The 24,551-nt window shown below is 46.7% G+C and carries 15 protein-coding genes; 10 read left to right on the top strand and 5 right to left on the bottom strand.

Annotated elements, in window-relative coordinates:
* Positions 1 to 61: 61 nt before the first annotated feature.
* The 4 genes from AC2T0J_RS01805 to AC2T0J_RS01790 all read right to left on the bottom strand — a co-directional run bounded on the left by AC2T0J_RS01805 (position 62) and on the right by AC2T0J_RS01790 (position 8,679).
* Complete coding sequence (locus tag AC2T0J_RS01805; RefSeq protein ID WP_489808500.1) at positions 62 to 3,007, bottom strand: TonB-dependent receptor domain-containing protein; 2,946 nt, start codon at positions 3,005 to 3,007, stop codon at positions 62 to 64.
* Between the two features lie 468 nt (positions 3,008 to 3,475).
* Complete coding sequence (locus AC2T0J_RS01800) at positions 3,476 to 5,851, bottom strand: TonB-dependent receptor (RefSeq protein WP_489808499.1); 2,376 nt, start codon at positions 5,849 to 5,851, stop codon at positions 3,476 to 3,478.
* Between the two features lie 260 nt (positions 5,852 to 6,111).
* On the bottom strand, positions 6,112 to 6,768 hold the full coding sequence (locus AC2T0J_RS01795) for a pentapeptide repeat-containing protein (protein ID WP_489808498.1): 657 nt from the start codon (positions 6,766 to 6,768) through the stop codon (positions 6,112 to 6,114).
* Positions 6,769 to 6,822: 54 nt separating this feature from the next.
* Complete coding sequence (locus AC2T0J_RS01790; protein WP_489808497.1) at positions 6,823 to 8,679, bottom strand: methanol/ethanol family PQQ-dependent dehydrogenase; 1,857 nt, start codon at positions 8,677 to 8,679, stop codon at positions 6,823 to 6,825.
* 929 nt (positions 8,680 to 9,608) lie between these two features.
* On the opposite strand from AC2T0J_RS01790, the gene AC2T0J_RS01785 reads away from it, so the two are divergent.
* From AC2T0J_RS01785 to AC2T0J_RS01745, 9 genes are all read left to right on the top strand, one after another.
* Positions 9,609 to 9,749 (top strand): hypothetical protein, encoded by a 141-nt coding sequence (locus tag AC2T0J_RS01785; RefSeq protein ID WP_489808496.1) that lies wholly within the window; start codon positions 9,609 to 9,611, stop codon positions 9,747 to 9,749.
* Between the two features lie 366 nt (positions 9,750 to 10,115).
* On the top strand, positions 10,116 to 12,902 hold the full coding sequence (locus AC2T0J_RS01780) for a cadherin-like domain-containing protein (RefSeq protein ID WP_489808495.1): 2,787 nt from the start codon (positions 10,116 to 10,118) through the stop codon (positions 12,900 to 12,902).
* 10 nt (positions 12,903 to 12,912) lie between these two features.
* Positions 12,913 to 15,711, top strand: coding sequence for a TonB-dependent receptor (locus AC2T0J_RS01775; RefSeq protein WP_489808494.1), 2,799 nt, complete (start codon positions 12,913 to 12,915; stop codon positions 15,709 to 15,711).
* A 14-nt stretch (positions 15,712 to 15,725) separates the two neighbouring features.
* Complete coding sequence (locus AC2T0J_RS01770) at positions 15,726 to 15,989, top strand: hypothetical protein (RefSeq protein ID WP_489808493.1); 264 nt, start codon at positions 15,726 to 15,728, stop codon at positions 15,987 to 15,989.
* Entirely contained in the window at positions 15,986 to 17,062 is a 1,077-nt protein-coding gene (locus tag AC2T0J_RS01765) for a cytochrome-c peroxidase (protein WP_489808492.1), read from the top strand. Before AC2T0J_RS01770 ends, AC2T0J_RS01765 begins: the two co-directional genes overlap by 4 nt.
* A gap of 281 nt (positions 17,063 to 17,343) precedes the next feature.
* Positions 17,344 to 17,676, top strand: coding sequence for a hypothetical protein (locus tag AC2T0J_RS01760; RefSeq protein ID WP_489808491.1), 333 nt, complete (start codon positions 17,344 to 17,346; stop codon positions 17,674 to 17,676).
* A gap of 130 nt (positions 17,677 to 17,806) precedes the next feature.
* Complete coding sequence (locus tag AC2T0J_RS01755) at positions 17,807 to 18,043, top strand: hypothetical protein (RefSeq protein ID WP_489808490.1); 237 nt, start codon at positions 17,807 to 17,809, stop codon at positions 18,041 to 18,043.
* Between the two features lie 50 nt (positions 18,044 to 18,093).
* Complete coding sequence (locus tag AC2T0J_RS01750) at positions 18,094 to 19,131, top strand: CobW family GTP-binding protein (protein WP_489808489.1); 1,038 nt, start codon at positions 18,094 to 18,096, stop codon at positions 19,129 to 19,131.
* 97 nt (positions 19,132 to 19,228) lie between these two features.
* Positions 19,229 to 21,358, top strand: coding sequence for a TonB-dependent siderophore receptor (locus tag AC2T0J_RS01745; protein ID WP_489808488.1), 2,130 nt, complete (start codon positions 19,229 to 19,231; stop codon positions 21,356 to 21,358).
* Positions 21,359 to 21,423: 65 nt separating this feature from the next.
* Here AC2T0J_RS01745 and AC2T0J_RS01740 read toward each other — a convergent pair whose 3' ends face one another.
* Positions 21,424 to 21,933 (bottom strand): GNAT family N-acetyltransferase, encoded by a 510-nt coding sequence (locus AC2T0J_RS01740; RefSeq protein WP_489808487.1) that lies wholly within the window; start codon positions 21,931 to 21,933, stop codon positions 21,424 to 21,426.
* Between the two features lie 190 nt (positions 21,934 to 22,123).
* On the opposite strand from AC2T0J_RS01740, the gene AC2T0J_RS01735 reads away from it, so the two are divergent.
* Entirely contained in the window at positions 22,124 to 24,547 is a 2,424-nt protein-coding gene (locus AC2T0J_RS01735; protein ID WP_489810413.1) for a TonB-dependent receptor, read from the top strand.
* Positions 24,548 to 24,551: the final 4 nt, after the last annotated feature.

The raw sequence follows: 24,551 nt of genomic DNA, 5'->3' as shown, positions 1-24,551 counted from the left end.
AAATTTTCCCTCTGGAAAAAAAAGCCCCCGACAAGCGAGGGCTTTATTTAACTTTTATAACTTAGAAGTTATAACGCAGGTTTGCGAATACCCGACGACCAATGAAGTCGTATTGTGAGAATAGTGCAGCATTACCCAATTGGAAGCCACTGCTAGAAATTCTAGGTGGTTCCTTATCAAACACGTTAGCAACACCTACGATGACATCCAGGCTTTCATAAGAGAATGAGCCAGAAGCCGTGTGATACATGGTCCAAGGTGTTTCGTCTATGAATGTAACAGTCTCACCGTTAACCGTAGTGGTATTGGTTTCACTATTGTAATACTCGTAGTCGTTAGTCGAGTCGTAGTAGTTCGCTGTCCACGTCAGGCTGTAATCATCGTTAGAGTAAGTTAAACGCGCTACACCAACGTGCTTAGGTGAACCGTTCTCACCAACAAAGTTGTTGTAAGGTGAGTCTTCAAACTGCAGGCTATACTGTTCGATTTGCATGGTGTGTTCTACGCGGAAACGCAGTGAACCCCAATCGAAGTCATCCTGGTAAGTGAAGTTATAATCCACACCACGTACTTCTTGATAAGCGATGTTGACATAACCGCCGTTGATCTGGTCGATACCGTAATCGCCATCCGTTCCGTCACGTCGAGTGAACAGGTCACATAAAGGCTCATTAGCAAAATCGATAGAGCCATAACAACGGTTAACGATGCTGGAACCACCTAAATTGTCAATTTCGTTGGAAATTTCAATGGCGAAGTAGTCCACAGATACCGCATAAGTATCTTCAGGGCTGGTCCAGACCACACCGATACTTTCAGCCACTGATGTTTCTGCTGACAGACGACCTGCACCGCCACTGGTTACAGATAGAGCGGAACTTCCAGGAGTATCATAATCTAAAGGTATACCATCAGCTAAGCAGTTTTGATAAACCGTGTCTGAGATATTACCTGCAGTGTATTCTGCCCCGTAGTTTAAGCAAGGATCCACAGCTAACTGTGAAGGATAGGCAGTTTGTTCGGCAAGGTAAAGTTCAAACAACGCTGGGGCCCGGAATGACGTACCACGACTCGCTCGAACACTTAAGCCTTCAACAATTTGCCAGTTTAAACCCAGTTTAAAGGTCGTGTCAGTTCCGAAAGTATCTACATCGGTCCAGCGTGCGGAAGCCGTTAGGTCTAAAGACTCTATGCCGGTTACACCTTCAATGAGTGGCGCTTTTACTTCGGCAAAAACTGCCTTAGTCATTTGATCGCCTTTAGTGATACCTGCACTACTCAAGCCCCATGAATTGCCATTAAGCGTGTGATATCCGGGGGTATCGTTGATCTCGTCACGTTGAACTTGGAAACCGAATGCCGCGCCTACTTCGCCCGCAGGTAAAGTGAATAAGTCACCTGTAACGAAACCTTCCAGAGTCTGTTGGGTGTATTCGGTATTACCTTTATCTACGCCAAACAAGAAGTCCTTTTGCTCCGCAGTGTGATTACCGTATAGAAACTGCGGATCCGTCCAAGGTATGTCAACACAAGATTTTTGACTGAATTCAGTAACTTGGTCGGCAGTACAAGTTGTTCCGAAATACGTATTAACCTGCGCCATATACATAGAATCATAAAAAATAATGTCCTGTGTGTAGTCCCCGTCACTAATACTGTGTTGATAAGATAGGTCCCATGTCCAGAAGCCTACATCGCCAGTAAAGCCAATAACACCACGGGTATAATCAACTTCTATCTCAGAACTAAAGTGATCTGTTAGCGCTACAGCTAATAAATTTGTTTCTGTTCCAGGGGCTTCGCTAAATCCCGGGAAGCTAGATGGTGGTAGGGTACCTGCCTCAGCATGCCAAAACTGACGATAGTTTTGAGTCTCCGTTGTTCGGCGACTCGCAATGAACTCACCATACATGGTAATGTCGTCGGTTATATTATAGTCACCCGTTGCATAAATCGACATAAGTTCCGTTTCGGGTACCCTGGTTTCCTGAGCTAGGAAGGGGTGACGTTGGTCCCACCAACCATTACTGGCATAGTCATCGCCGTACGATACAGGGTACCAGCCTTCAGGCGTAGTTAAGGGAACATTTGCATCATTTATACTTTCGAATCCATTAGCTGCAAAAAATCCATCATAGTCATACGCAAGATTCAGACCTCCGCCATAAGCATCACTTGTGTCATCGTAAACCCAAATTCCGTAGCCTGTCTCAGAGCAGTGAGGTTTGCCAGTGCGTGGATCGATAGGATCAGAACGAGAACCGTCTTCCCGGAACTGCAAACGCTCGGTACAATTGAAGTAGTCGCGATCGCCGCGTTTTACTTCTGACGTTTTGCGGTAATCAGCGGTAACTCGGAATGAGCCATCTGCGAACTCTTCACCATATGAGAAGTTAATACGCTTGTCTTCACCGCCAGACTCAAATGGCTGACTGATATCAACAGTGATTGTCTTGTCGTCGCCTTTTTTGGTGATGATGTTGATTACACCAGCAACCGCGTCTGAACCGTATAGGGCAGAGGCACCGTCTTTCAGGATTTCAACGCGCTCGATAGCAGACAGAGGAATACTGTTCAGGTCGAAGGATGATACGGCACCACGAGTACCGGCAGGTCCGGCACGACGGCCGTTTAACAGGACCAGGGTGCGGTTTGCACCAAGACCACGCAGACCAACGGTTTCAGCACCGGTACCACCGTCGGTAACATAACCTACAGTCAACGCTGCGGTGATTTGGCTGGAACCTGCTGCTGCAGTACTGGTTCTTAATAATTCGCCCAGTGTTTTCAGACCTTCCTGTTCGGCGTCTTCTACACTGATAATGTCGATAGGTGTATCGTTAGCAAACGCATCGGTACGAATACGTGAACCAACAATGGAGATTTTTTCTACTGGTTCGGCGCCATCTTCAGCTTCTTCCTGAGCGAAAACCTGAGGTGTTGCTAATAACCCCATAGCTGTGATGACTCCAATAGATAACTTATGGAGTTTATTATCGTTATTCATGTGAATCCCTGTTTCTGCCGCATCAATGTGCTATCAAACGTGTAACCTTCGATAACACATCTGTATGCAACTATAATTATTTATGTTTAAACAACTCCACCAACAACGGCTCGAAAGTCGTCGCTACTGCGATGGCCTTGCCTGTCAATCAATTTAGAGAAGTTGACATTATGGAACTTAAATAAAAAATTATGTGGTGTCAAATAAATTGAACTTTTTCATTTTGAAGTAATATTTCAAAAAGTAACATAAAAACAAACACCTATATTTTTTATTGTGGCAACTTTTAGTTACACAAAGCAAGCTTTTAGGCGAATAATCATGATTATTATGATGGAATATTTTATTTTGAACGTTTTATGTACAGTGATGGTGGCTCAGGCAGGTATAGGAAACAGAAAATAAAGGCGTGTATTAGTCACACGCCTCTGAGAGAGTGCAGTGATGAGCTGCGCACACTGGAGCGCATTAGAACTGGTATGAAGCGAACAAGCGCAGGGTTCTGGGCTGACCCGGTCCAACAAACTCGGTAGAGTCGATATCGTCATAGATATCTTCTAATACCTCGTCTGCCTCGCCATAGGTACCGAAGGTTTCAAATTCGGTATCAAACACGTTTTCCAGGCGCAGTCCCACAGTAACCCCACTGCTGTGAGCATACGTGGCGCTCAGGTTGACCAGGGTGTAGCCGTCCAGTTGGCGGTTTTCATTGGCTTCGTCACCACGGAAATACTGACCGGAAGCGTAGTCTACATCGGCGCTGATATACAGGTTCTCAATCACAGGGTAGGTCACTTCAAAACCGGCCTGCCATTCTGGTTGACCAGGAATGTTATCACCTGGCTTAACCTGACGGCCCGGACCCTGTGGGTTTTGCGGACTGAATGAAACAAATGGTGTCTCAAATGTGGCCTGCAGATAGCTCACATTGGCTGAGATCTCCAGATCTTCATATTGCTGAAGCAGGCTGAATTCAGCGCCCTGACGACGGGTTTTATCCACGTTAACAAAATAGCCCACCGAAGCACGATCACCCGCTTGCTGGAATATAATGTCGTCTTTACTTTCACTGCGAAATAAAGCGGCATGGAGCATACCGTTTTCGAGGCCATAATTTACGCCGACTTCCAGAGTATCGGTGCGCACCTGATCAAGCGGTGGGTCGGCCACAAACCCATTAGGTAGTTTACACGGATCGTCCTCGTCGGCACAGCTTAGCTCTGCCGGGCTTGGCGTACGCGAAGACTGGCTATAAGACGCATAGGCATGGTAGCCATCTTTGCGGTAATGCACTGTGGCTGAGGGGTTAAAGCGGCTAAATTCATGATTGCCGTTCAGTGAGCCTTCGCCCACTTCAACACCATCTACCATGTCAATGGTGGACTTGTTGAAACGGCCAGCAAGGGCAAGTTGCCAGTTTTGGTTTAATTCAATGACATCGCTAACAAACAAATAAGTGTGTTTTACATCGGTATCCAGGCGAACTCTTGAGCCTTCATCAAATACACCAATGCCGGTTACGCCACGGCTGTCTTGTGGTGAATTGTTGTCGAGCACGGCAAACTCGGTATCACTGCGAAACGAGATGTCAGCGGTATCAATACCTAAGCCAACTACCCAATTATGGGTTAACAAGCCGGATTGCGTCACCCCGGCTAGCTCGGCACTGATACCATAGCTTTCTTGCTCGGTTAAACTGGTATTGGCAGTACCGTCTAACGTATCCGGGTCGGCATCTGAAATATCTTCCAGTGGTACCAGGGGAGCAAAACCAACAAACTGAATGGCATCGTCCTCCTCAAATACTTCCTCTTCATCTGTCTCTTCTTCGTCTCCCTCTGCCAGTTCTGCTTCTTCATCTTCTTCACAAAGCGTTTCGCCATAGCCTACGTCACATTCTTCGTAGTCACTGTCGTCACCATTATAAGTTTCGATCTCATTGTCGCGGAAATAAGCGTTAACACGCAGCACTAAGTTATCGTTAAGTTCATACTCATGGTTAACATTAATAAAGCGCAGACTGGTAAAAGTCTGATCAGGTCGGGTATAAATAGCGTCGCGACCTTCATAAGGAATGAGGTCGACCGGTATAGCACCGTTACCAATCAGATCGTTATCATTAGCGGCCAGGGTGATGCGGGTGGCTGAGTTGCTGCCTTTATGGGTAATATTGGCCAGTCCTTGTTTAATATCGCTGGGTGAATAGTCGCGCCAGCCGTCTTCTTCGTATTTGTTAACATTAATATAGTAACCCCATTCACCGTTGTTGCCGCCGAATTCGAGGTTAATACCTTGCTGGCCAAAGTCGCCGCCCATCACGGTAACTTTGTTGTATGGGAAACTAAAACCATCCTTACTGTTCAAAATGAGTGCCCCGCCCAGGGTATTCTGGCCGAACACTGGGTTGGCGCCTGAGACCAGTGTAACCGACTCCAAGGCTGAAGGAGGAATAAGATCCCAGTTTACCGTATCACCGAAGGGCTCATTAAATCGGGTACCATTAAAATACACCGCCAGGCCCTGAGGTAAGCCCAGCAGTGGTGAAGCAGTAAAGCCGCGATATTGTAAATCGGCCTGGAATGGGTTGTTCTGGACATCGTTAATCGACACGCTGACTAACTGGTTATCTAAAATACGCGCCAGGGAATTACCGTTATCCACATCCAGAGCATCGGCATCTATGGTCTGGCTGGCCGGCGAATATTCAGTTAAGCCGGACACAAAACTCAGCGGTGACTGGCTATACACGGTGACTTTTTCGACATCATTCTGATTGTTTTGAGCTTGTACCTGAAAACTGCCTGCGATGCAGGCTGCAAGATAGAGATACGCGGATTTTTTCATAGTGTCTTTTCCAGTCAGTTTTCATCGATACAATGCGTCGCTGGTTTCTGTGACCAGGTGCTTGTATTTATTGTGTAAAAATATAGTTAAGGCAACGTAAGTATGGGAAGAGGCGAGTCGCTATCCAAGGGAAGGGTTCCTGCATATAACCGGGAAAAGTTCCCGGCTTTGCATCATGCTACTTTCGCCAAAGACCAAGTAATTAGTGAATTGATACCAAAGTAGTAGTGCCATATTTTACAAAAATAAAAAGGGTTCAATCACCAGTCAAAAGGGCAATCAGTACAGCCTTCCATAAAGGCTCCCTGAAAAGTGGCATAGTGAATTCGGGTACCGCTAAAAATTGCCTCACTCAGGTTTGCGCCATTGAGTTTGGCCTCCTGAATATTGGCATTGGTGAGATCTGCCCCGTTGAGATTGGCTTTGTTCATCCACACACGCTCAAGCCGGCTGGCCCGTAATGTGGTATTAATTAGTTTGGCTGCGCTCATTCGTCCCTGATCAAAATTCGCACCGGTTAGATTGCTACCCGAAAAATCCACTCCCTGAGCAAAGATAGCAGCGCCAGAGACACCTTCAAAGTTTGCGTTTAATGCAGTAGAGGAGCGTAAATCGGCATGATACAGGTTGGCCATGGCTAAGTTCACGTTATCCAGTTTGCTGCGCTTGAAAGTAGCAAAACTGAGATTGGCATGGCGTAAATCGGTACCGTTAAATGTAACGTTAATAAAGGTCGCGCCGGTAAGATCGGCATTCCGTAAATCGGCGTTACTGAAATCGGCGTTTTCGCAGCGAGTTTTGGGGACTATCTCGCAGCCATCTATTAGCAGAATACTGTCATCGAATTCGAGTGACGCATTGGCCGTTAATCCGTAGAGAAGGCTTATTAGCAATGCTAGGGTTCTCAGGGTTGCCATAATTACTCCAAGAGAGGGAGGCCCAGGGCCTCCCGTTATCACAGAAGGAAAAGATTAGTTTTTAGCAAACTTTTTCTTATCAAAGTTAGGCAGTTTAAATACCCAGAACGAGCCACCTTGAGACACTGGCTTGGTTAACTGGGCCATATCGCCACCCCACAGAGGCACCGCGCCACCGTAGCCTGAAGCAAAGCCAAGGTACTGTTCGCCGTCCATTTCCCAAGTGATGGGACAGGAGATAATTCCGGAGCCGGTTTGGAATTTCCACAACTCCTGGCCGGTTTCCTCATCGAAGGCTTTAATAAAACCATCGCCGGTACCAGTAAAGATAAGCCCACCCTTGGTTGCCAATACACCGGCCCACAATGGCAGTTTTTCTTTGTGCGACCACTTAATGTTACCGGTTTTCGGATCGATAGCCCGCAGAACACCTACGTGATCATCATATAAACGCTTGATGCGGAAGCTCTGGCCCAGATAAGCGTTACCTTTTTGATAGGTCACTCCTTCTGTCCAGTAGTCTTCTTTCCAGTGGTTTGCGCCCATATAGAACCAGCCGGTGTTTTGGCTGTAAGCCATAGGATTCCAGTTTTTACCTCCCAGAAACGGAGGCGATACCTCAATCGGTTTACCCGATTTTTGTCCGGGTTCTGGTAACGGTGGACGTTGCCCCTCTACTTCAACCGGGCGACCGGTATCCGGGTCAATGTGGGTAGCCCAGGTAATACCATCGACAAACGGGAAGCCGCGAATGAAGGCGCCGTCTTCACGGTTAACCACATAGAAGAACCCGTTGCGGTCGGCATGGCCTGTAGCTTTAACGGTTTTACCTCCATCCTGGTATTCAAATAACACCAGTTCATTGTTGCCAGAGAAATCCCAGGCATCGTTAGGCGTATGTTGGTAGAACCATTTGACTTCGCCGGTTGATGGATCAACACCTACCTGACCAGAGGTATACAGATTATCCCAGTTTCGTGGGTCGTCACCTTTCGCGGTGCGTTTCCAGGTATTCCATGGTGCAGGGTTGCCAGCGCCAATGATAATAGTGTTGGTTTCCATATCAAAACTGGCACTTTGCCAGGGCGCGCCGCCGCCGTGGTGCCAGGCTTCTACCAGCTCACCGTTTTCATCGCGAGGCCAGGTTTTAGGTTCACGGGAACCACCGGTTGGGGTGCTTTCTTCACCATCCAGACGACCCATATGACCTTCAACAAAGGGGCGCATCCATACTTCTTCTCCAGTATCCGGGTCGCGGGCAAACAGTTTACCCACTACGCCAAACTCATCGCCGGAGGAGCCATGAATTAATAATACTTTACCAGTGCGTTGATCTTTAATGAGCGTAGGCGCGCCGGTCATGGTGTAACCCGCTTTGTAGTCTTCAAAGCGCTTCTTCCAGACCACTTTACCAGTGATTCGATCCAGCGCCACAATCCCTGCGTCCAAAGTGCCAAAGAACACTTTGTCGCCAAAAATTGCAGCGCCACGATTAATCACGTCGCAACAAGGGCGGATGCCTTCTGGCAGACGGTGGGAGTAGGTCCACAACTTTTCGCCGGTGCGAGCGTCCATGGCAAAAATACGAGAGTAACTGGCGGTAACATAAATAATACCATCGTAGATTAATGCCTGAGACTCCTGCCCGCGTTGTTTCTCGTCGCCAAAGCTCATCATCCAAGCTGGCGTTAATGTATGGACGTTGGACTTGTTAACTTGATCGAGTGGACTAAAACGCTGGGCTTTTGGTCCCATACCGTACATCAGAACGTCTTCAGTCGTGTTGGCATCATTTTTAATGTCTTCCCAGGTAACACCTTTTGCCGCGGCGTTGCCGGTTAGCAACGTTGATGACAAGGCAAATGCTAGTGCCCTGAGAGTGGTTTTGCAGAGTCGTTGATTTCGCTTCATGTTCACACCTTTTTAATGATATGTATATCAGGTGTTAAAAGTATCGATGGTAAACTGATCGGAAAAACAGGGATTATTGCCCGGTTTTAGCCGGGAAAATGTCATATTTTTTAATTTTTTAATGTAATTAAGTGTCTGAAATAAAATGATATTAAACCATTGTATTATTGCTGTACTACTTAAGGATTAGGTGCTTTAGGCTGGAGCTCGCTAAACCTAGGGTGAATAATTGAGCTAATTTGAGGGTGTGACAGAAAAAAGAAAGGGTCAACCTGATGAAGTTGACCCTTCGAGTGAGTTGATGAGGCTCACCACTGGAGTTGTACTCTAGCGGGGTGGGTTACAGTACCCCGATACAGTATGGATAAGTTTGCGTGCCATGGTTTTTTTTCGCCACGGAAAAGTTCCCGGGATTGGTGAGGAATTTTCCCTGGATGCAAAGTATAAGAGAGGATAAACCTATGAAATCTATTTATGGGTTAACAATGTCACTGTTCGCAGTCTAGAGTCTGGCAGTTGCCGCTGGCGACAATGCAGATTTGGATGCTATCCGCGACTGGCCTATGGTTAAAATGGAAACCTGTCTGGATGCTACACTGGATACAATCCCCGGCCATGTCAGAAAGTTAGGCTCAAAATGGAATGTGACGCCCCAATTTATAAGTTTAACATTGAAACCAATGCTGATGGTAATACCTACAACGTAGAACGTAATGTCGAAGAAGGATTTATTCGTTAAATCGAAAGGGTCGTTAGCAAAAATAATCTCCTGTTTAAAAAGTTGGCAAAAATCTTTTGCGGCGAAGCTGAAAAATCCGCACTGGCCTTTCATCCGGATAAAGTGGCTGCATTCTGAATGAGAGATCAGCTTCGAAGATAATGCGACTTACGAATTTGATATTCAGTCTGTTCATGGATGCGAAATAAAGGTGGATACTAATGCCGCAACCGGTGAGATTGAGGAAGCGAATATCGAACTCTATGAAATTGGCGTTGAAAGAGAAATTAAACCGAGCGATGAGTTTCTCATTGCTTCATTATCTAACCTGTATCGTAACGGCTTAAACTAAATACTGAGTCTTGTTGCCAACCTATAGGTATGTCAGCCATTTCTGGCATTTGGTTAAAACGGATCAATAACCTCCAGTCGTAAAGACCACTCATACAGTTTGTCCATTCTGGATAAGACAGGCGTTATCTCATTTGGTAGTGTCTCTAGCACAATCTATAGCAGGACAAAACCAAACCAAACTGTTAACTCATTAGCAAGACGTTAGCCCTGACTTGCTTTAACCCAACGAACTCAAAGCAGTGACTTTGGCATATTTTCCATTCCTTTCAACGCAAATGCTAATGATAATAGATCTCATTTGCAATAAATGGTATGTTACTCATCACTATCACTGGGAATAATTTATTGTCGTAGAGGTTTTACAATGAAATTTAATATTAATTGCTGTCTGCTTGCGGCTGCTGTAGCGTCTTCGCTTACTGCGTGTGGCGGCGGTTCAGGTAATAAGGTGCCCGAATTTTCTTCAGATTATAGCTATGCACTGGATGAAGACAGCAGTGTGTCAGGCCGCGTAGTTGCAACCGATGCTAATAACAACGATACCCTGACCTACACCGTATCATCCGCCGCATCAAATGGGGTTTTTGCCCTGGAATCAGGTGGTGCGTTTACCTACACGCCCACCGCAGACTTTGCCGGAGAAGACAGTGTTATTGTGCAGGTTTCAGATGGTACAGCCACGGCAACAACTAAGGTTGTGTTTACTGTTACGAATGTTAACGATGCCCCGGTATTGCAAACAAGCAGTGTGGTGGTTAGCAGTCAGGGGGCCAGTTCGGGCACACTTGATGTAACCGATGCCGACGGCGATGCGATTACTTTTAGCGTTGTCACTCAACCAGCATCAGGCACCCTTGAACTGGATGCTGCTACAGGGGCCTTTACTTACACGCCAGCGAGTTTAGAACAAATCGATCAGAGTTTTTCTGTCAGCTTTACTGACGGCATTATTGCCTCACCGGTAGCAGCCACGATTGATCTACAACCTGCTTTTGCGAGCAATGCCGATAAACTCAACTATTACTATGCGTCGGATTATTCCCACTTAAAATCAGCTGAAGCACTGCTTGAAACCTCTTCTGACGAAGAAGCACAGGACGAGGTGACTGCTGAGATTGCCAAGGGCTATTACATTGCTGGTTTTGAAAACAAAGGTGCCGAACTGGTTGCCACTATAGGCCAGAATGACGTTCGGGGTGAAGCACTGCGCTCAATTGCCCGGGCGCTGGATTCTGCAAATAAAACGGCTCTGGCAAATACTTTACGAACTGAAGCTGAGTCTGCTTTTAACCAATACCTGGCGGAAAAAGGCTTAACCAATATCAGCTCTAGCGATGCGAAATTCTATCAATCGCTAATGAATGATTATATCGACGCTGGCGAAAGTGAACTGGCTGAGAACTTGTTAACGTCAATCAATATCTTTGCCAATGCCATTAAAGAAGAAGAATACTCATCTGCGTATGGCCGCTTTGTATCCGCAGCTTATTTTCAGGTTCGCGACAGAGTAGCAACATACTTAACCACCTTTAGCGATGGTGATCGCGAAAAGGCTGAATTCGCCATCGACAACATGGCGGTTATGGCAGAAGGAATCGGCTGGAAGACAAGCGGTGGATTACCAGCTTATCGTACTCGGTCATTCAATTTAAGCTATGTTGCTGATTACTATTATATTATTCAGGCTTATGATAAGTCGAAAGAATATGCAGCCAAAACACTGGCGTTGTTTACTGACGTAAACTATGACGCTGAGTACACGTATGAAGCGAATGAATATGCACAAGCTACTTATAATTCATCGTTAACGCCGGTGGAAACCGTGGCGGGTGTTCTTGAAGGGTTATATCCTGATCTAGCGACCAATCCGGCCCTGGCGATTATCGACCCGGAAGACGGTAACTATGAAGATGCACTGGAAGAGGTTTTTGCTTATCAGGTTGTCAATGGATTACTTGAGGGCGCAACGGTCGCTGAGGCATCCCAAGCTGCTTACGATTACTTTGTTAACAAGAACAATGATTTACGCGCTTACTACGAAATTCTGGTGGATGAAAACCTGGGCGATCGTGCAGGTAAAACAGCGATTAAATTAATCAGCATACAAGAAAATGCACTCGCCGTTACGGTGCTTAATTATGCGTTTGACAATGTGCTGAATACTCAGGCGTATGTTGAAGAAAATGCCGGCCTATCGACTGACCGTTTTATTACCGGCGACTGGGGCTGCTGGCGGGTAATTTCACTGCTTGATTCTTTAGGTGAAGACGTTACTGCTAAGCAAGCCGCGTGCCGTACGTTAGTGGATACTTACTTATCCACTGATGCTGGATTGGTTTCAACCCGCGTGGCTCGCGAGGCTTATAAAAACCTGATCCCGTCATTTGCTGTAACCGGTGATACCAACGGCATGCTTGCTGCCGCAGCGAGCTCAGGGCAAGAAACAGCATTGCTGGCTGACGACGGCATTGCTCAATTAAATGGTTACCTTGAAATTGCCAGTGCATTGGCCAGTTTTGGCAGCATCAGCGCCGCTGAGGAATACTTAGCTTCAGCGCTCTCTACCGTGACAAAATTGCTCAACGAAGAAACCCTCACCGAAGATTTAATAGACGATATTGTGAGTCAGTTAGCAAATTTAACGGTTTCTGATGATGGTGAAGTAAGCAGTGGTGGTTATGCAATATACCCACTGGAAAGTGCGCTGCGTCGTCAGGCGGGTATAAGTGACGATTACGCGACGGTTGTACCAACTCAGTTAACCGCTATAAAAGCGGCAATTACTGAAGTGACTGAAAAAGCGTTGTTGTTGTCTACCAATGAATTACAAGGTGTTATTGAATCCTTGATTGCATTGAACGCCAATGCAGGTATGTATGATGCGGCAACAGCTTTAGTGAATAACGAGGTTAACGAAGAAGCCGATGTTATTGATTACATTGTGACCTTATCTGAAATTATTGCCACGCAGGATGACTTCCCGGCATCTGAGATTGCCTTTATCGATACCGATACGGATGGCATGCCAAACTTCTTCCTGTTGTCGGCAACAGAAGCGCAAATTACTACATCAGGATTGACAGTAGATACCGATTCAGACGGTGATGGTATTGCAGACGAGGAAGATTCTGCACCATTAAGCGGAGAATAGGTTTCCTGCTATGTTAAAACGAGGTTATGCAGTTCGCATAACCGTCTTAACGATACCGGCTCTAACATCCGTTGGGGCCAGTGCCGTTGAGTCGGTTGAGTATTTAGCCAATTATCATCAAGTACCCGAAAGTTATGTTGAGGAATGTGTTAAACAAGCGGGTAGAGTAGAAGGACTTCAATATACCTCGCAGATCCGTGACTGCCTGGAAAAGTATGAGCCGGAAGAGAACGTTGAGCACATTGATGTTTATGGCAAGTACATAGGCCTTGAGGTGCCGGAAATCAGTGGGCGCTTTTATTTAGATAAGCAATTTATCGAAAATATGCCAAAAGGTTCTGGTGATATTAACGATCTCATATTGTTACTTCCAGGTGTTCAGGGCTCAGAAAACGCGCTAAAAGCCAGTAATGCCGGTGAAATCCGCGCTAAGCTACTCTCTATTTCTGGTGGTCAACCCTGGCAAACCGGCTTTTTTCTTGATGGCATGAATTTCAACAGCCGTCAGGATCCTGGCAGCAGTGAAAGTGGCATTGCCAGTGTGAATGACGTGTATGGGGCTCCCCAAACCTTTACCGTAAACAGCGATATTGTTGACAATATCCAGGTCTTTGATAACAACATCCCCGCTCGTTTTGGTTTCTTTTCAGGCGGTGTGGTTGATGTGGAAGGGCTCGATGCCATGAGTTCATTTGCGCCGGTTTTCTCAGCGAGTGTGCGCCGTACCAGCAGCGCCTGGGGAGAGTTTCACCTTCTCAACGGGTTTGATGGTGAAGACAATGGTCGTGACGCTGCGGTTGATACCAGTATTCCTTTGGAAGATCAGGTGCCCGTTTACAATACCAGCAGTTTGAGTGTGATAGGCAGTCATTCCTTTAACCGTCATCACGGTATTCTGGTCTCTGCTAATTTATTAAAAAGCCAGATTTCAGATGTATCTTTGCAGCAAATTGTCGAAACCGAGCGTGAAAATACCAATGTACTAATAAAATACAGCATGCGTGATACGTGGCTTGACAGACTTGACTGGTCAATCATGTACGCACCCTATCAGAACCATAATTTATTGAGAAACGTAAAGGATAGCTGGTTTACAGCAGAGGGTGGAGGTATTGGCAGTATTGTTAAATTACAAGAAAATTTTGATTGGGGAAGCTGGCATACAGAACTGAGCGTTAATCATAGCGAGAATAGTCGGGAGGCACCACAACACTATTACATATGGTTTCAGGCAAAGGGGGTTGATTGGGGGCAATATGACCCTAACAACACCTATGACTTAGACGACAGTGATTACGAGGCTAAGTCATTTTCAAAAGAAGGTGGCTATGGCGACATCGATAAAACCCAGTTAAGCACGCAACTGAGTAGCTATATTGATTTTGATAGCTATGAATTGTTCGGCTTGCAACATCAATTCCAGATTGGAGCCTCCTGGCTTAGAGATGAGATGGAAAGGATCAGGCAAGAAGACAGTTATTATTACAATTCGCCAATTTTATATTCCACGTCTGATTTGGATAACCCGTTAAATTGTAGCGGTTATACGAACGATTGTATCAGTATTAGTTATGCCACGCCGCTTACTGAGTTGGTGGCGCAACTTGGGGGGAGCATTGATTTTAGCAACCCTGAACACGTGATGGCCTATTCTGATAATGTACTGACAACGCCACAGTATTTTCAAACTCGTATTGTCTATGGCGCGGAGAATATTAATGTCGATATTAATCAGTTCAGTGCGTACATTGAAGACAGCATCGACTGGGGGCGGGCTTCGTTAAGGGTTGGTTTGCGTTATGATTATGATGACTTTTTTAAACGTCATAACATTGCTCCTCGATTAAGTGCCGGTATTGATGTTTTTGATAATGGCAACTTATTAGTGCTGGGTTTGAACCGATATTATGATGCGGGATTGCTTACCTATAAAATTAAAGAGCTTAAGCGACCATATTATGTGCAGTACAGGCCTATACAAAACGGCTATCTGCAAGGCTGGACGCTATCGAGCGATGACAGTGACTATCGCGACCGATATCAGGATGTCACAACCCCCTACAATGATGAGGCAATGATTGGGTGGAAGCAGTCAACGGATTTATTTGGCACATTTTCAATTAATTATGTGTATCGCTGGCAACAGGATCAGTTAGCCCGCTCTGGCGAGAGCGTACTGGATACTGATGGTTATCGCTATGCCTATCAGAATAATTCTGGTCGCGGTACCAGTCAGCGAGTCTCATTGGCATGGAGTGCCAAATTTGGTGAACATTCACTGTGGGCGAATATCAGCCACACACAAAACTATCGCAACAACAACGATTATGACTCAGCTATCGATGACGCGGCGCTTGACGACCTGGTTTATTATCAAGGCCAGGTCATTACCAAAGATCAGCTTAACCGGGTCAATGCGAATTACAGTCGGCCAGTCACCGCAAATATGGGCTGGGCAATGGAATGGAATGCTATTACCGCGGCAGTAACAGCGAATTACACCGGCAGTTATGTGAGTGCAGTGAGCACTGGCAGTTCTCAAACAACAAATCTCCTTGAACGGGCGTGCACAGAGTGTGCCTCGTATAGCGTAGTTGTGCCTTCTTATCGAAAAGCCGAATTTAATGACCGGGTGCAGGTGAATCTAGCCCTCAAATATGCCATACCCACAGCAAACTACGGTGACCTGGAATTTAATCTGGATGTAAATAACCTACTGAATAGCCGCACTTACCTGGTAACACCGGGAAACAGTGGTATTGAAACAGGCCGTCGTGTGTGGTTAGGCGTTAAATACCGTTATCAATAAAAAAGAGGAATAAAATGACTTCATTTATACGTTTATTAAGCTGTTTAGCGATATTAAGTTCTTCCGGTGCAATGGCACAACAGTTGTGTTACGCCCCGAGTAAGGATATCGACCCAAAAACCAGTGAATTACTCACAGCAAGCTTTCAACAATTGATTAAAAAGGCCAATGAGCAGAATGCGGTGCTTTGTGAGAGCATCAATGGGGAGGCAGAACGTAAAGATGCCAAAAAATTGATCAGCGAAACGGCCACCGAAGAGACTTTCTGGATAGAATGATGCAACATAAATGGCTGTTTAGTTTTTTCATTGCGTTTTCGGCAATTGCTGACGCTGAACATGAGCTTAGTTTGCGGGAAAAATATGCCCGTTCACCGGAACACTGGCCGTCAGTAATTACTACTGATAACCGTGAGGTGCCCGAGCTAGCCCCGTTACCCCAATTAGTCGAGCCGCCAGCAAACAAAATGGTGGCTCTCGGGGATAAGTTATTTCACGATACCATGTTGTCAAAAGACAACACGGTGAGCTGCGCCAGTTGTCATGAAGCCCGATTGGTCTTTACCGACCACAGAAAACAAGCCGTGGGCATCGCTCAACAGGTGGGTAAACGCAATACGCCGACCATTGTCGGCATAGACTTGTGGGAAAGCTTTTTTTGGGACGGCCGGGCAAAAACCGCCCAGCAGCAGGCATTAATGCCAATTGTTGATCCCAAGGAAATGAATGCGACCATTTCGGGCGCATTGGGCAGGCTGCGTGACAATGATGACTACCTGGCTGAGTTTAAGGAAGTATTTCCGGAAGAAGGGATCACAGCTCAGACATTGAGTAAAGCAATTGTCGCTTTTGAACGTACTATCAAGCCGCCGCAGAGTAAGTTTATGACGTTTATTGAACAAGCTTACCAAACACCCGAAAGCGCAGTGGATATTCTGACTGATCAGGAATTGGAAGGGCTTCATTTGTTTCGTACTAAAGCCCGTTGCATGACCTGTCATAATGGGCCTTTGATGAGTGACAACCAATTCCATGTTACCGGGTTCCACTACTACCAACGCAAATACCATGACGGCGGTCGCTTTGACATTACTGGCCAGTCGGCAGATTCAGGCGCTTTTAGAACGCCCACTTTATGGGCGGTATCGAAAACCGGGCCATGGTTTCATAACGGGATCATGTCCAGTTTGAGTGGCATTATTGGTCAATACAATGCGGGTGGGCCAAGACCTAAACCAAAAGCACATCAACTGGATGATCCCAATTTTCCCAAAACAACAGATTTATTGGTGAAACTGGAACTAACGAAAGAAGAACGAGAGGCAGTTGCAGCGTTTTTAAAGACGTTATGAAGTCTGTTATTAATTAAATTAAAGAAGTCGGATGATAAATATAATACCGCGAATCTCATACTTCTGAGTAAACCATTGCTCGCGCGATGAGAAGACTAATCAGTCAATCTAATGCTAAATTAGGAGTGTTATCACCAATGCGGCAACTTCTGTACGAGCATACCTTGCCGGGGGGAGAGAAAATCGGTAACAGAGCATGGCAACACTTACAGAATTAACCGAAGGAAACCCAACTACAGGATATTGATATCGCTTCTGATGCACGTTGTCAGGAATTACGTTTGAAGGTGCAAGATGGTGATGTGGCGTTCCCTATGTACGTGAAAGGCCGCAAAGCCATCGCTACCGGAAAAATGTATGCTATCCATCGGTCAAAAGAACAAACACAAACATACTTAGTATCACTGACTAAACCTAACGGCGAGGATTTTGACCCAGCTTCGGTGACCAAAGGTTTGGCGCTTAACCACGTACGGGACTTCAGCCCTAATTATCAGCTTGGGCGCCGTGAGGCACCAGTTGAGGCTGACTGTTCGCTGACTGATGCCCAGATAAACCAGCAACTGTTCAGCGCTTTCGGTATCGATGGCAGGGTAAAAGCCAGCTATTGGTAGTCGCCTAAAATTGGCAAGGTATTTCTGCCTGAAGGGCATACCATCATGCTTTCTTCTAATGAGCCAAAAGCGGTTTATGAAGCGATAACCTCGCGGCCTGTACTCGCAGTGTTTAACCGTTTACACCTTAATGAAACCCAGTCAAATCTGGGTGGTTTTTTCTGGTATTTACGCGCTGTTATTACTCTACCAGGCACTCTCCGCGCTGTTTATGGTGAAAGGAAAATATGGAGCTTTGGGAAAACAGCGTTGGTGGTTAACCCTGTTAGGCATGGCTATTCCCGTGTTTTACATCGTTCTTCAAACCAAAGTAGTCAGCAATAGTTGTAATATTATTCAGTGGGTAACAGGTAGTATTTGCGGTTAACTTTCCTATATGATGCAAAGCCTCTTTTTTAACGAACAAGTGCTGCAATTATGACAAACGCCAATATACTGGCTGTGCCTACCAATATCATTACCGGCTTTCTGGGCGTGGGTAAAACATCAGCCATCTTACATTTATTAGCACAGAAACCAGCGGATGAACGCTGGGCCATTCTGGTGAATGAATTTGGCGAAATAGGCATTGATAAAAGCTTATTTGACGGTCAGCTGAGCACACAAAGTGGCGTGTATATTCGTGAGGTCCCGGGGGGCTGTATGTGCTGTGCGGCCAGCTTACCAATGCAAATAGCACTTAACCAATTGCTGGCTGAATCCCGTCCCCATCGTTTGATTATCGAGCCTACCGGTCTGGGTCATCCAAAAGAGGTGATGCAGGTGCTGACGGCAGAACATTATCAACCGGTGTTAGCGGTACAAAAAACGATTACGCTGGTGGATGCCCGTAAACTGAGTGAGCCAAGATATACCGGCCATGATACCTTTAATCAGCAACTGGCTATCGCCGATCTGGTGGTAGGCAATAAACAAGATCTGTACGGGGAGGATGAACACCAGCGTTTAGCGCAGTATGTGGCTGAACACTGCAAACCCGCTACGGATTTGCTATTCACCGAGCAGGGCCAGCTTCCACTGGATACGCTAAATGGTGCGGCAATCAATTATCATGAATCAAATCCTCATACTCATACTCATGATCATCACAAACACGATCATCATGATGCGGATAGCCATAACAAGACGGCAACTGAGCACAGACTGCCCGCGGGCGGCATCATTACTGCCAAAAATAACGGTGAAGGGTTTAACAGTGCAGGCTGGCGCTTCGCACCGGATATCGTATTTGAACATCACCAATTGCGTTCGCTCCTCGCGAAAATTGATGCAGAAAGGCTCAAAGGTGTATTTATTACTGAGACAGGGGTGTTTGGCTATGACCTGACCGCTGACGGCCTCAACGAAATCATTCTGGATGACTGCGCAGAGAGCCGGGTTGAAATTATTGCGGCTGAAATCCCGCCCCAATTGCATGCAAAACTAACGGCGTGTATCTACGCTGAAGCAAAGTAAGCTATCTTATCAAAAATGTTGCCTGGCCGCGGTTGTTAGTTGTTATGTTATACTATATCATTCGCGGCTTTTTCACACTCAGGCCATAAGAGAACAGATGAAGCAGTCATTATTATATTCCTTATTCATTATATCCGCTGGTGTTGCTGCGCAGGACAATCTATCAACCGCATCACAACGTCAGGCACAGTCCGACAATGAAGAGGTGGAGCACATTGAAGTCAGAAAACATTATCAGCCTTATCGCAGCAATGTGCCGTTAATCAATACCCCGCAGGCGATTGATAGCATTAATGCCACCCTGCTGCAGAACCAGGGGATTACCCGGTTTATAGATGCGCTTGATTTTTCTCCCGCAATTGTGCGCCAGAATAACTCTGGTGGCATGTTCGATAGTTTTGCTATTCGCGGTTTTTCCGGCGACGAGAATAATCCCACCGGCTATCTGGTTAACGGGTTTAATGTGCGTGGCTACAGTGGCAACAGGAGTACTGCAAATATTCAGACTATTGAAGTAATGAAAGGGCCGGGTTCGGCATTGTATGGTCAGGGCGAGCCGGGCGGTACCATTAACGTTATCACCAAAAAGCCGCAGTTCGACGAGCAGGGGTACTTTCAGGGGACCGTGGGCAACTTCGATAAGAAGCAAGTGGAATTTGATTACACCAACGGCTACAACGATGAGTTAGCTTATCGACTCAATGGTTCCTATGAAGACTCCGATACCTATCGCGATTACGTTTTTTTTAAAAACCTGAATCTGAGTCCGTCATTTATCTGGAATATTTCTGACGACACCAGCCTGAGTTACGAAGTAGAAATTCTTGACCAGGAAAAGCCCCTCGACCGTGGCGTGTTTATTCTGGATAACAACTTTGATGACGTCGATCCGGCAGCCTTTTACGGTGATATCCGGGATGGTGCCCACGAAGTTAAAGCGGTGGGGCATCAGTTAGTGGTAAACCATGAGCTGACCGCAGACTGGCATTTGTTATCGGGGGTTGCTTATCGGGATTCGTCCATGCAGGGCATTTCGTCGGATACCGAGCTTTCAGCGGGCAGACAATTACTGTATACCGATCCGAATATCCTGTCTCGGCAGCGCAGAACCCGTGACTATCAGGCCCGGGATTTATCGATTCGGTTTGAACTCAGCGGCGAAGTAACATTGGCCGGCATGACCAATAACCTGCTGATGGGTTTTGATTATTATAACTATCACCTGGACACCGATTACCGGCGCTGGCGCACGGCCTGGGACGCCGGGGATACCACTTACAGTATTGATCCGAATAACCCGGATTATACCCTATTCCGTCCTGAGGTTTCCCTGACGACTTTCACGGCTGAAAAACAACAGGGGCTGGGTTTTTACGCGCAGGATCTTATTGAGCTCACAGAGCAAACCAAGCTGTTACTGGGCTTTCGGGTGGATAAGTTTGAACAGGATATCCTCAACAAAATTGACGACATTGAACAAAATCAGGACCAGTCAGTCATTACACCACGGGTAGGGTTTGTGTACGATGTTAACGACAGTGTTAACCTGTACACCAGTTATGCTGAAGGTTTCAGGCCCAACCCAGGGTTAGACTCCGACCGTAATGCGTTCGATCCGGAAGAGACCACCTCCTTGGAAGTAGGCGCGAAATGGCAAAATCTGGCCGGTATGTTCTCGGGAAGTATGGCGATTTATAACGCTGAAAAAACCAATATGCTCACTGCTGAGCCCAATACCGGATTCTCTGCCACGCTGGGGAAGGTGGAAAGTCAAGGCGTTGAGTTTCAGCTGACTACCGATCTCTCAGTAAATACCAGTATCGATTTAGGTTATGCCTACACGGATGCAAAAACCGCTAATGAAGTGAATAACCTGGACTGGGGCGTGCCTATTCCCAAAGGTTCCCGCCTGATTAACATCGCGAAAAACTCTGGGTATGTATCGCTTAATCATTTTAATGAAGTGATGGCTAATCCGGTATTTTTCTCCGCTACCGCACGTTACGTGGGCGAACGCCTGGGTGAGACCACCGATGTCGGTTATCTTTTACCGTCTTATACGCTGGTAAATCTTGCCGTGTCGGTTGAGCTTAGTCAGCGGTTGAGCGTCCGCTTTGACGTAAATAACCTGTTTGATAAGACGTACTTTGAAAGCTCGTACCATAAACTGTGGACCATTCCGGGCGCACCGTTGAATTACAACGTATCAGTAAAATACCAGTTTTAAAACATTAATGGAAAATTAATGGGGTCAGAGTGATTTAGTTTCACCATTAATGCACTCTGACCCCTTTATTTACGGGTGAGTTTTACAAAGGTCCACACGTCGTTTGGGTGTTGTAAAAAACGGCCTTCGGCTGGCAGATCCTGCCTGGAGGGATCTGGCTCAAACCCGAGTTTGGTGAGGATACGACCTGAAGGGGCATTGCCTGACTTTAAGTAGTGAGAGTTCAGGGTTGTTATGCCCAGAATATCGAAAGCGGCTTCTGCCATCAGTCGGGCTGCGGTGGTTCCCAGGCCTTTACCCCAATAGTCAACACCTAACCAGTAAGAGAGCTCAGCTGCTCTTTCTTGCCAGTCTATTTTTTTTAAGATGCAGCAACCGATTACTTGTGCCTCTACCTGCAATACATAGTGCATTTCTTGTGCAGGTACAGCCAGACTGCACTCAATCCATTCTTCGATATTTGCTTTGCTGCAGTTTTCCGGTACACCGCTGGTTTGGGCAATGCGCTGCTCGGCGGCAATTCGCAGAAGTGGCTGAATGTGCTTGTTGTGTATCAGTTGCAGTTTCAGTTTCATAAATAGAAAAGTAAGCCTGTAAATTATTATTTCTAACTTCTCAGTGGGGACAGTCTGCCTCAGTTTGCCGGTGAGAAGCAATTTTCTTAACAGTCCGACCATTGTTACTACTAATAAAATGTTATAACATCACATTTCTTTTAGGCAAGATGGACCAGAACAAGTGAAATTAAATAAACTGGCAATCGTGATGACCATGCTGCTGCCTGGTATCTCACAGGCTGCTGAGATTAAAGGACAAGCGGTTAACCAAAATGATAAACCACTGGCTAATGCAGAAATAGAAATTGAATCGCTGAATTTATCGGCGACTGCCGATGACAATGGCTACTTTTCATTGCCTGCGATAGATTCTGGTGAATATGTACTGCATATTAACGCTCCGGGTTATGCTCATCTGCATGAAACTGTTGTGGTTTCTGATAACAATACTGAGCAAATGACATTTCGCCTTGAACGTTCACCTATTGAAGTTATAGACGTAGTTGCCGCGCCTATGCATATGTCAATTATGGAGTCTGCCTCGCCGGTAAACGTTCTCGGTGGCGAGACCTTACGCCGTCGACAAGCAGCAACGCTGGGCGATACGCTGGAAAAACTGCCGGGCGTACAATCGAACTTTCATGGTAACGTGGCCAGTACGCCTATTATTCGCGGCCTGAGTGGCCCGCGGGTGTTGATTGCACAGAATGGCCTGGATGTGAGTGACGTGTCCAGAGTAGGGCCGGACCACTCCGTTGCATCTGAAGCCTCAACTTCCCAGCAGATTGAAGTGCTGCGTGGCCCGGCAACTTTATTTTATGGCAGTGGTGCCATTGGTGGTGTGGTCAATGTGGTTGACGGTCGGGTGCCCGCCGATTCTGATACCCGTGGCGAATGGCTGCTCGAAACCGACTCGGTGAATAATCAAAAGCTGGGCTCTTTTAATGTGACTACCGGTACCGATGCCATTGGATTCTACGCCGATGGTTACTGGCGTGAGTCTGACGATTACGATACGCCGGTTGCACCGGATAATGATGAAGCCGGTGCCGATGCGGCCCATCGGGTGGCTAACAGTGCGGAAGAATCGAATGGCTTTACGGTAGGTGCCAGTTACCTGCTTGATAACGGCTATGTTGGTATTGCGGTGGAACAGTTTAATCGTGAGTATGGCATTCCCGGTCATTCTCACGGCGACGAGGAAGAAGAAGGTCATGATCATGAAGAAGATCATGACGAGGATGAGCATAACGAAGAGGAAGCGGTATTCGCTGACCTGGAACAAACCAAGGTTCAGTTGCTGGGTGAATTTACCTTCAATAATGACTGGCTACGCAGCGTTAATTTCAGAGCCGGTCACACCGATTATGAACACTCGGAAATAGAGCATGGCGCCGTCGGCACCGTGTTTGAGAACAACACTAACGAAGTGCGCGTGGAATTAATGCACGCAGCATTTGACCAATGGCAGGGTGGGCTTAGTCTTCACTATAAAGACAGCGACATTGCTGCCCGGGGAAGTGAAGCGTTTACCCCGCCTTCTGAATCACAAATGATTGCCCTGGCGTTGATGGAAGAACGCCACTTTGGGGATGTGCTGGTACAGCTCGGAGCCCGTGTTGAACGGGTGACCCTTGAGGCACCCGAAGTTCTTCTGCCTCAGGTTGGTGCGCACAGTCATGATGAAGAGGGGGAAGAGGAACACGACCATGACCATGATCACGAAGAAGACACTGAATTTACCCGTGTATTCGATGTCGATCAGGAATTCACACCTGTCTCTTTGTCGGCCGGTGTAGTTTGGGATTTTACGCCCGGTTATAACGTCGGTCTGTCGGTTTCACGTTCACAGCGTGCGCCTTCCGCGTCTGAACTCTTATCTTTTGGCCCGCATATTGGTACTCGCACTTATGAAGTGGGTGCACTGTTTGCCCTGACCGGTGATGAAGAAAGTGCTTTGGGCCTGGCTTCAGCCGATATTGACTTGGAAACGGCGAATAATATTGATTTTACCCTGCGTAAAACGTCAGGCGATATTGGCTTTGTATTCAATGCCTTTTACAACCAGGTCGATAATTACTACTTCCAGACCGATACCGGACTCTATGCCGAAAGTGGTCACGATCATGGTGAAGAAGATGACCACGACCATAGCGCTGACGAACACGATCACAGTGCTGAATTACCGGTTTACCTGTTTAGCTCTGCCGATGCCGTATTACATGGCTTCGAAGTACAGGTGGCCTGGCAGTTAACCGATGAATTTAAAGCTCAGGTATTCTCTGATTACGTTCGTGCCCGTCTGAAAGATGGTGGAGATTTACCCAGAACGCCGCCGCTGCGGGTGGGTACGCAACTGAGTTATCAAACCGAAACCATCAGCGCGCATCTGGATATCACCCATTATGCCGATCAGGACCGCACGGCACCAACCGAAACCGCTACCGACGGATACACCATGGTAGATGCCTTTGTGTCTTACGACATTCAACTGTTGAGTCAGGATATGTCGGTGTATTTAAAGGGCACCAACCTGACTGACACGGAAGCCCGTGTTCACACCTCATTCCTTAAAGATTTAGCCCCTCGTCCCGGCCGCAGTGTTGGTGTCGGACTGCGTGGCTATTTCTAGGTCG

This window comes from Alteromonas sp. ISO5 (genome assembly GCF_058105165.1).
Note: the sequence above shows the minus strand (reverse complement) of the source record. Positions and strands in the feature narration are given on the sequence as shown.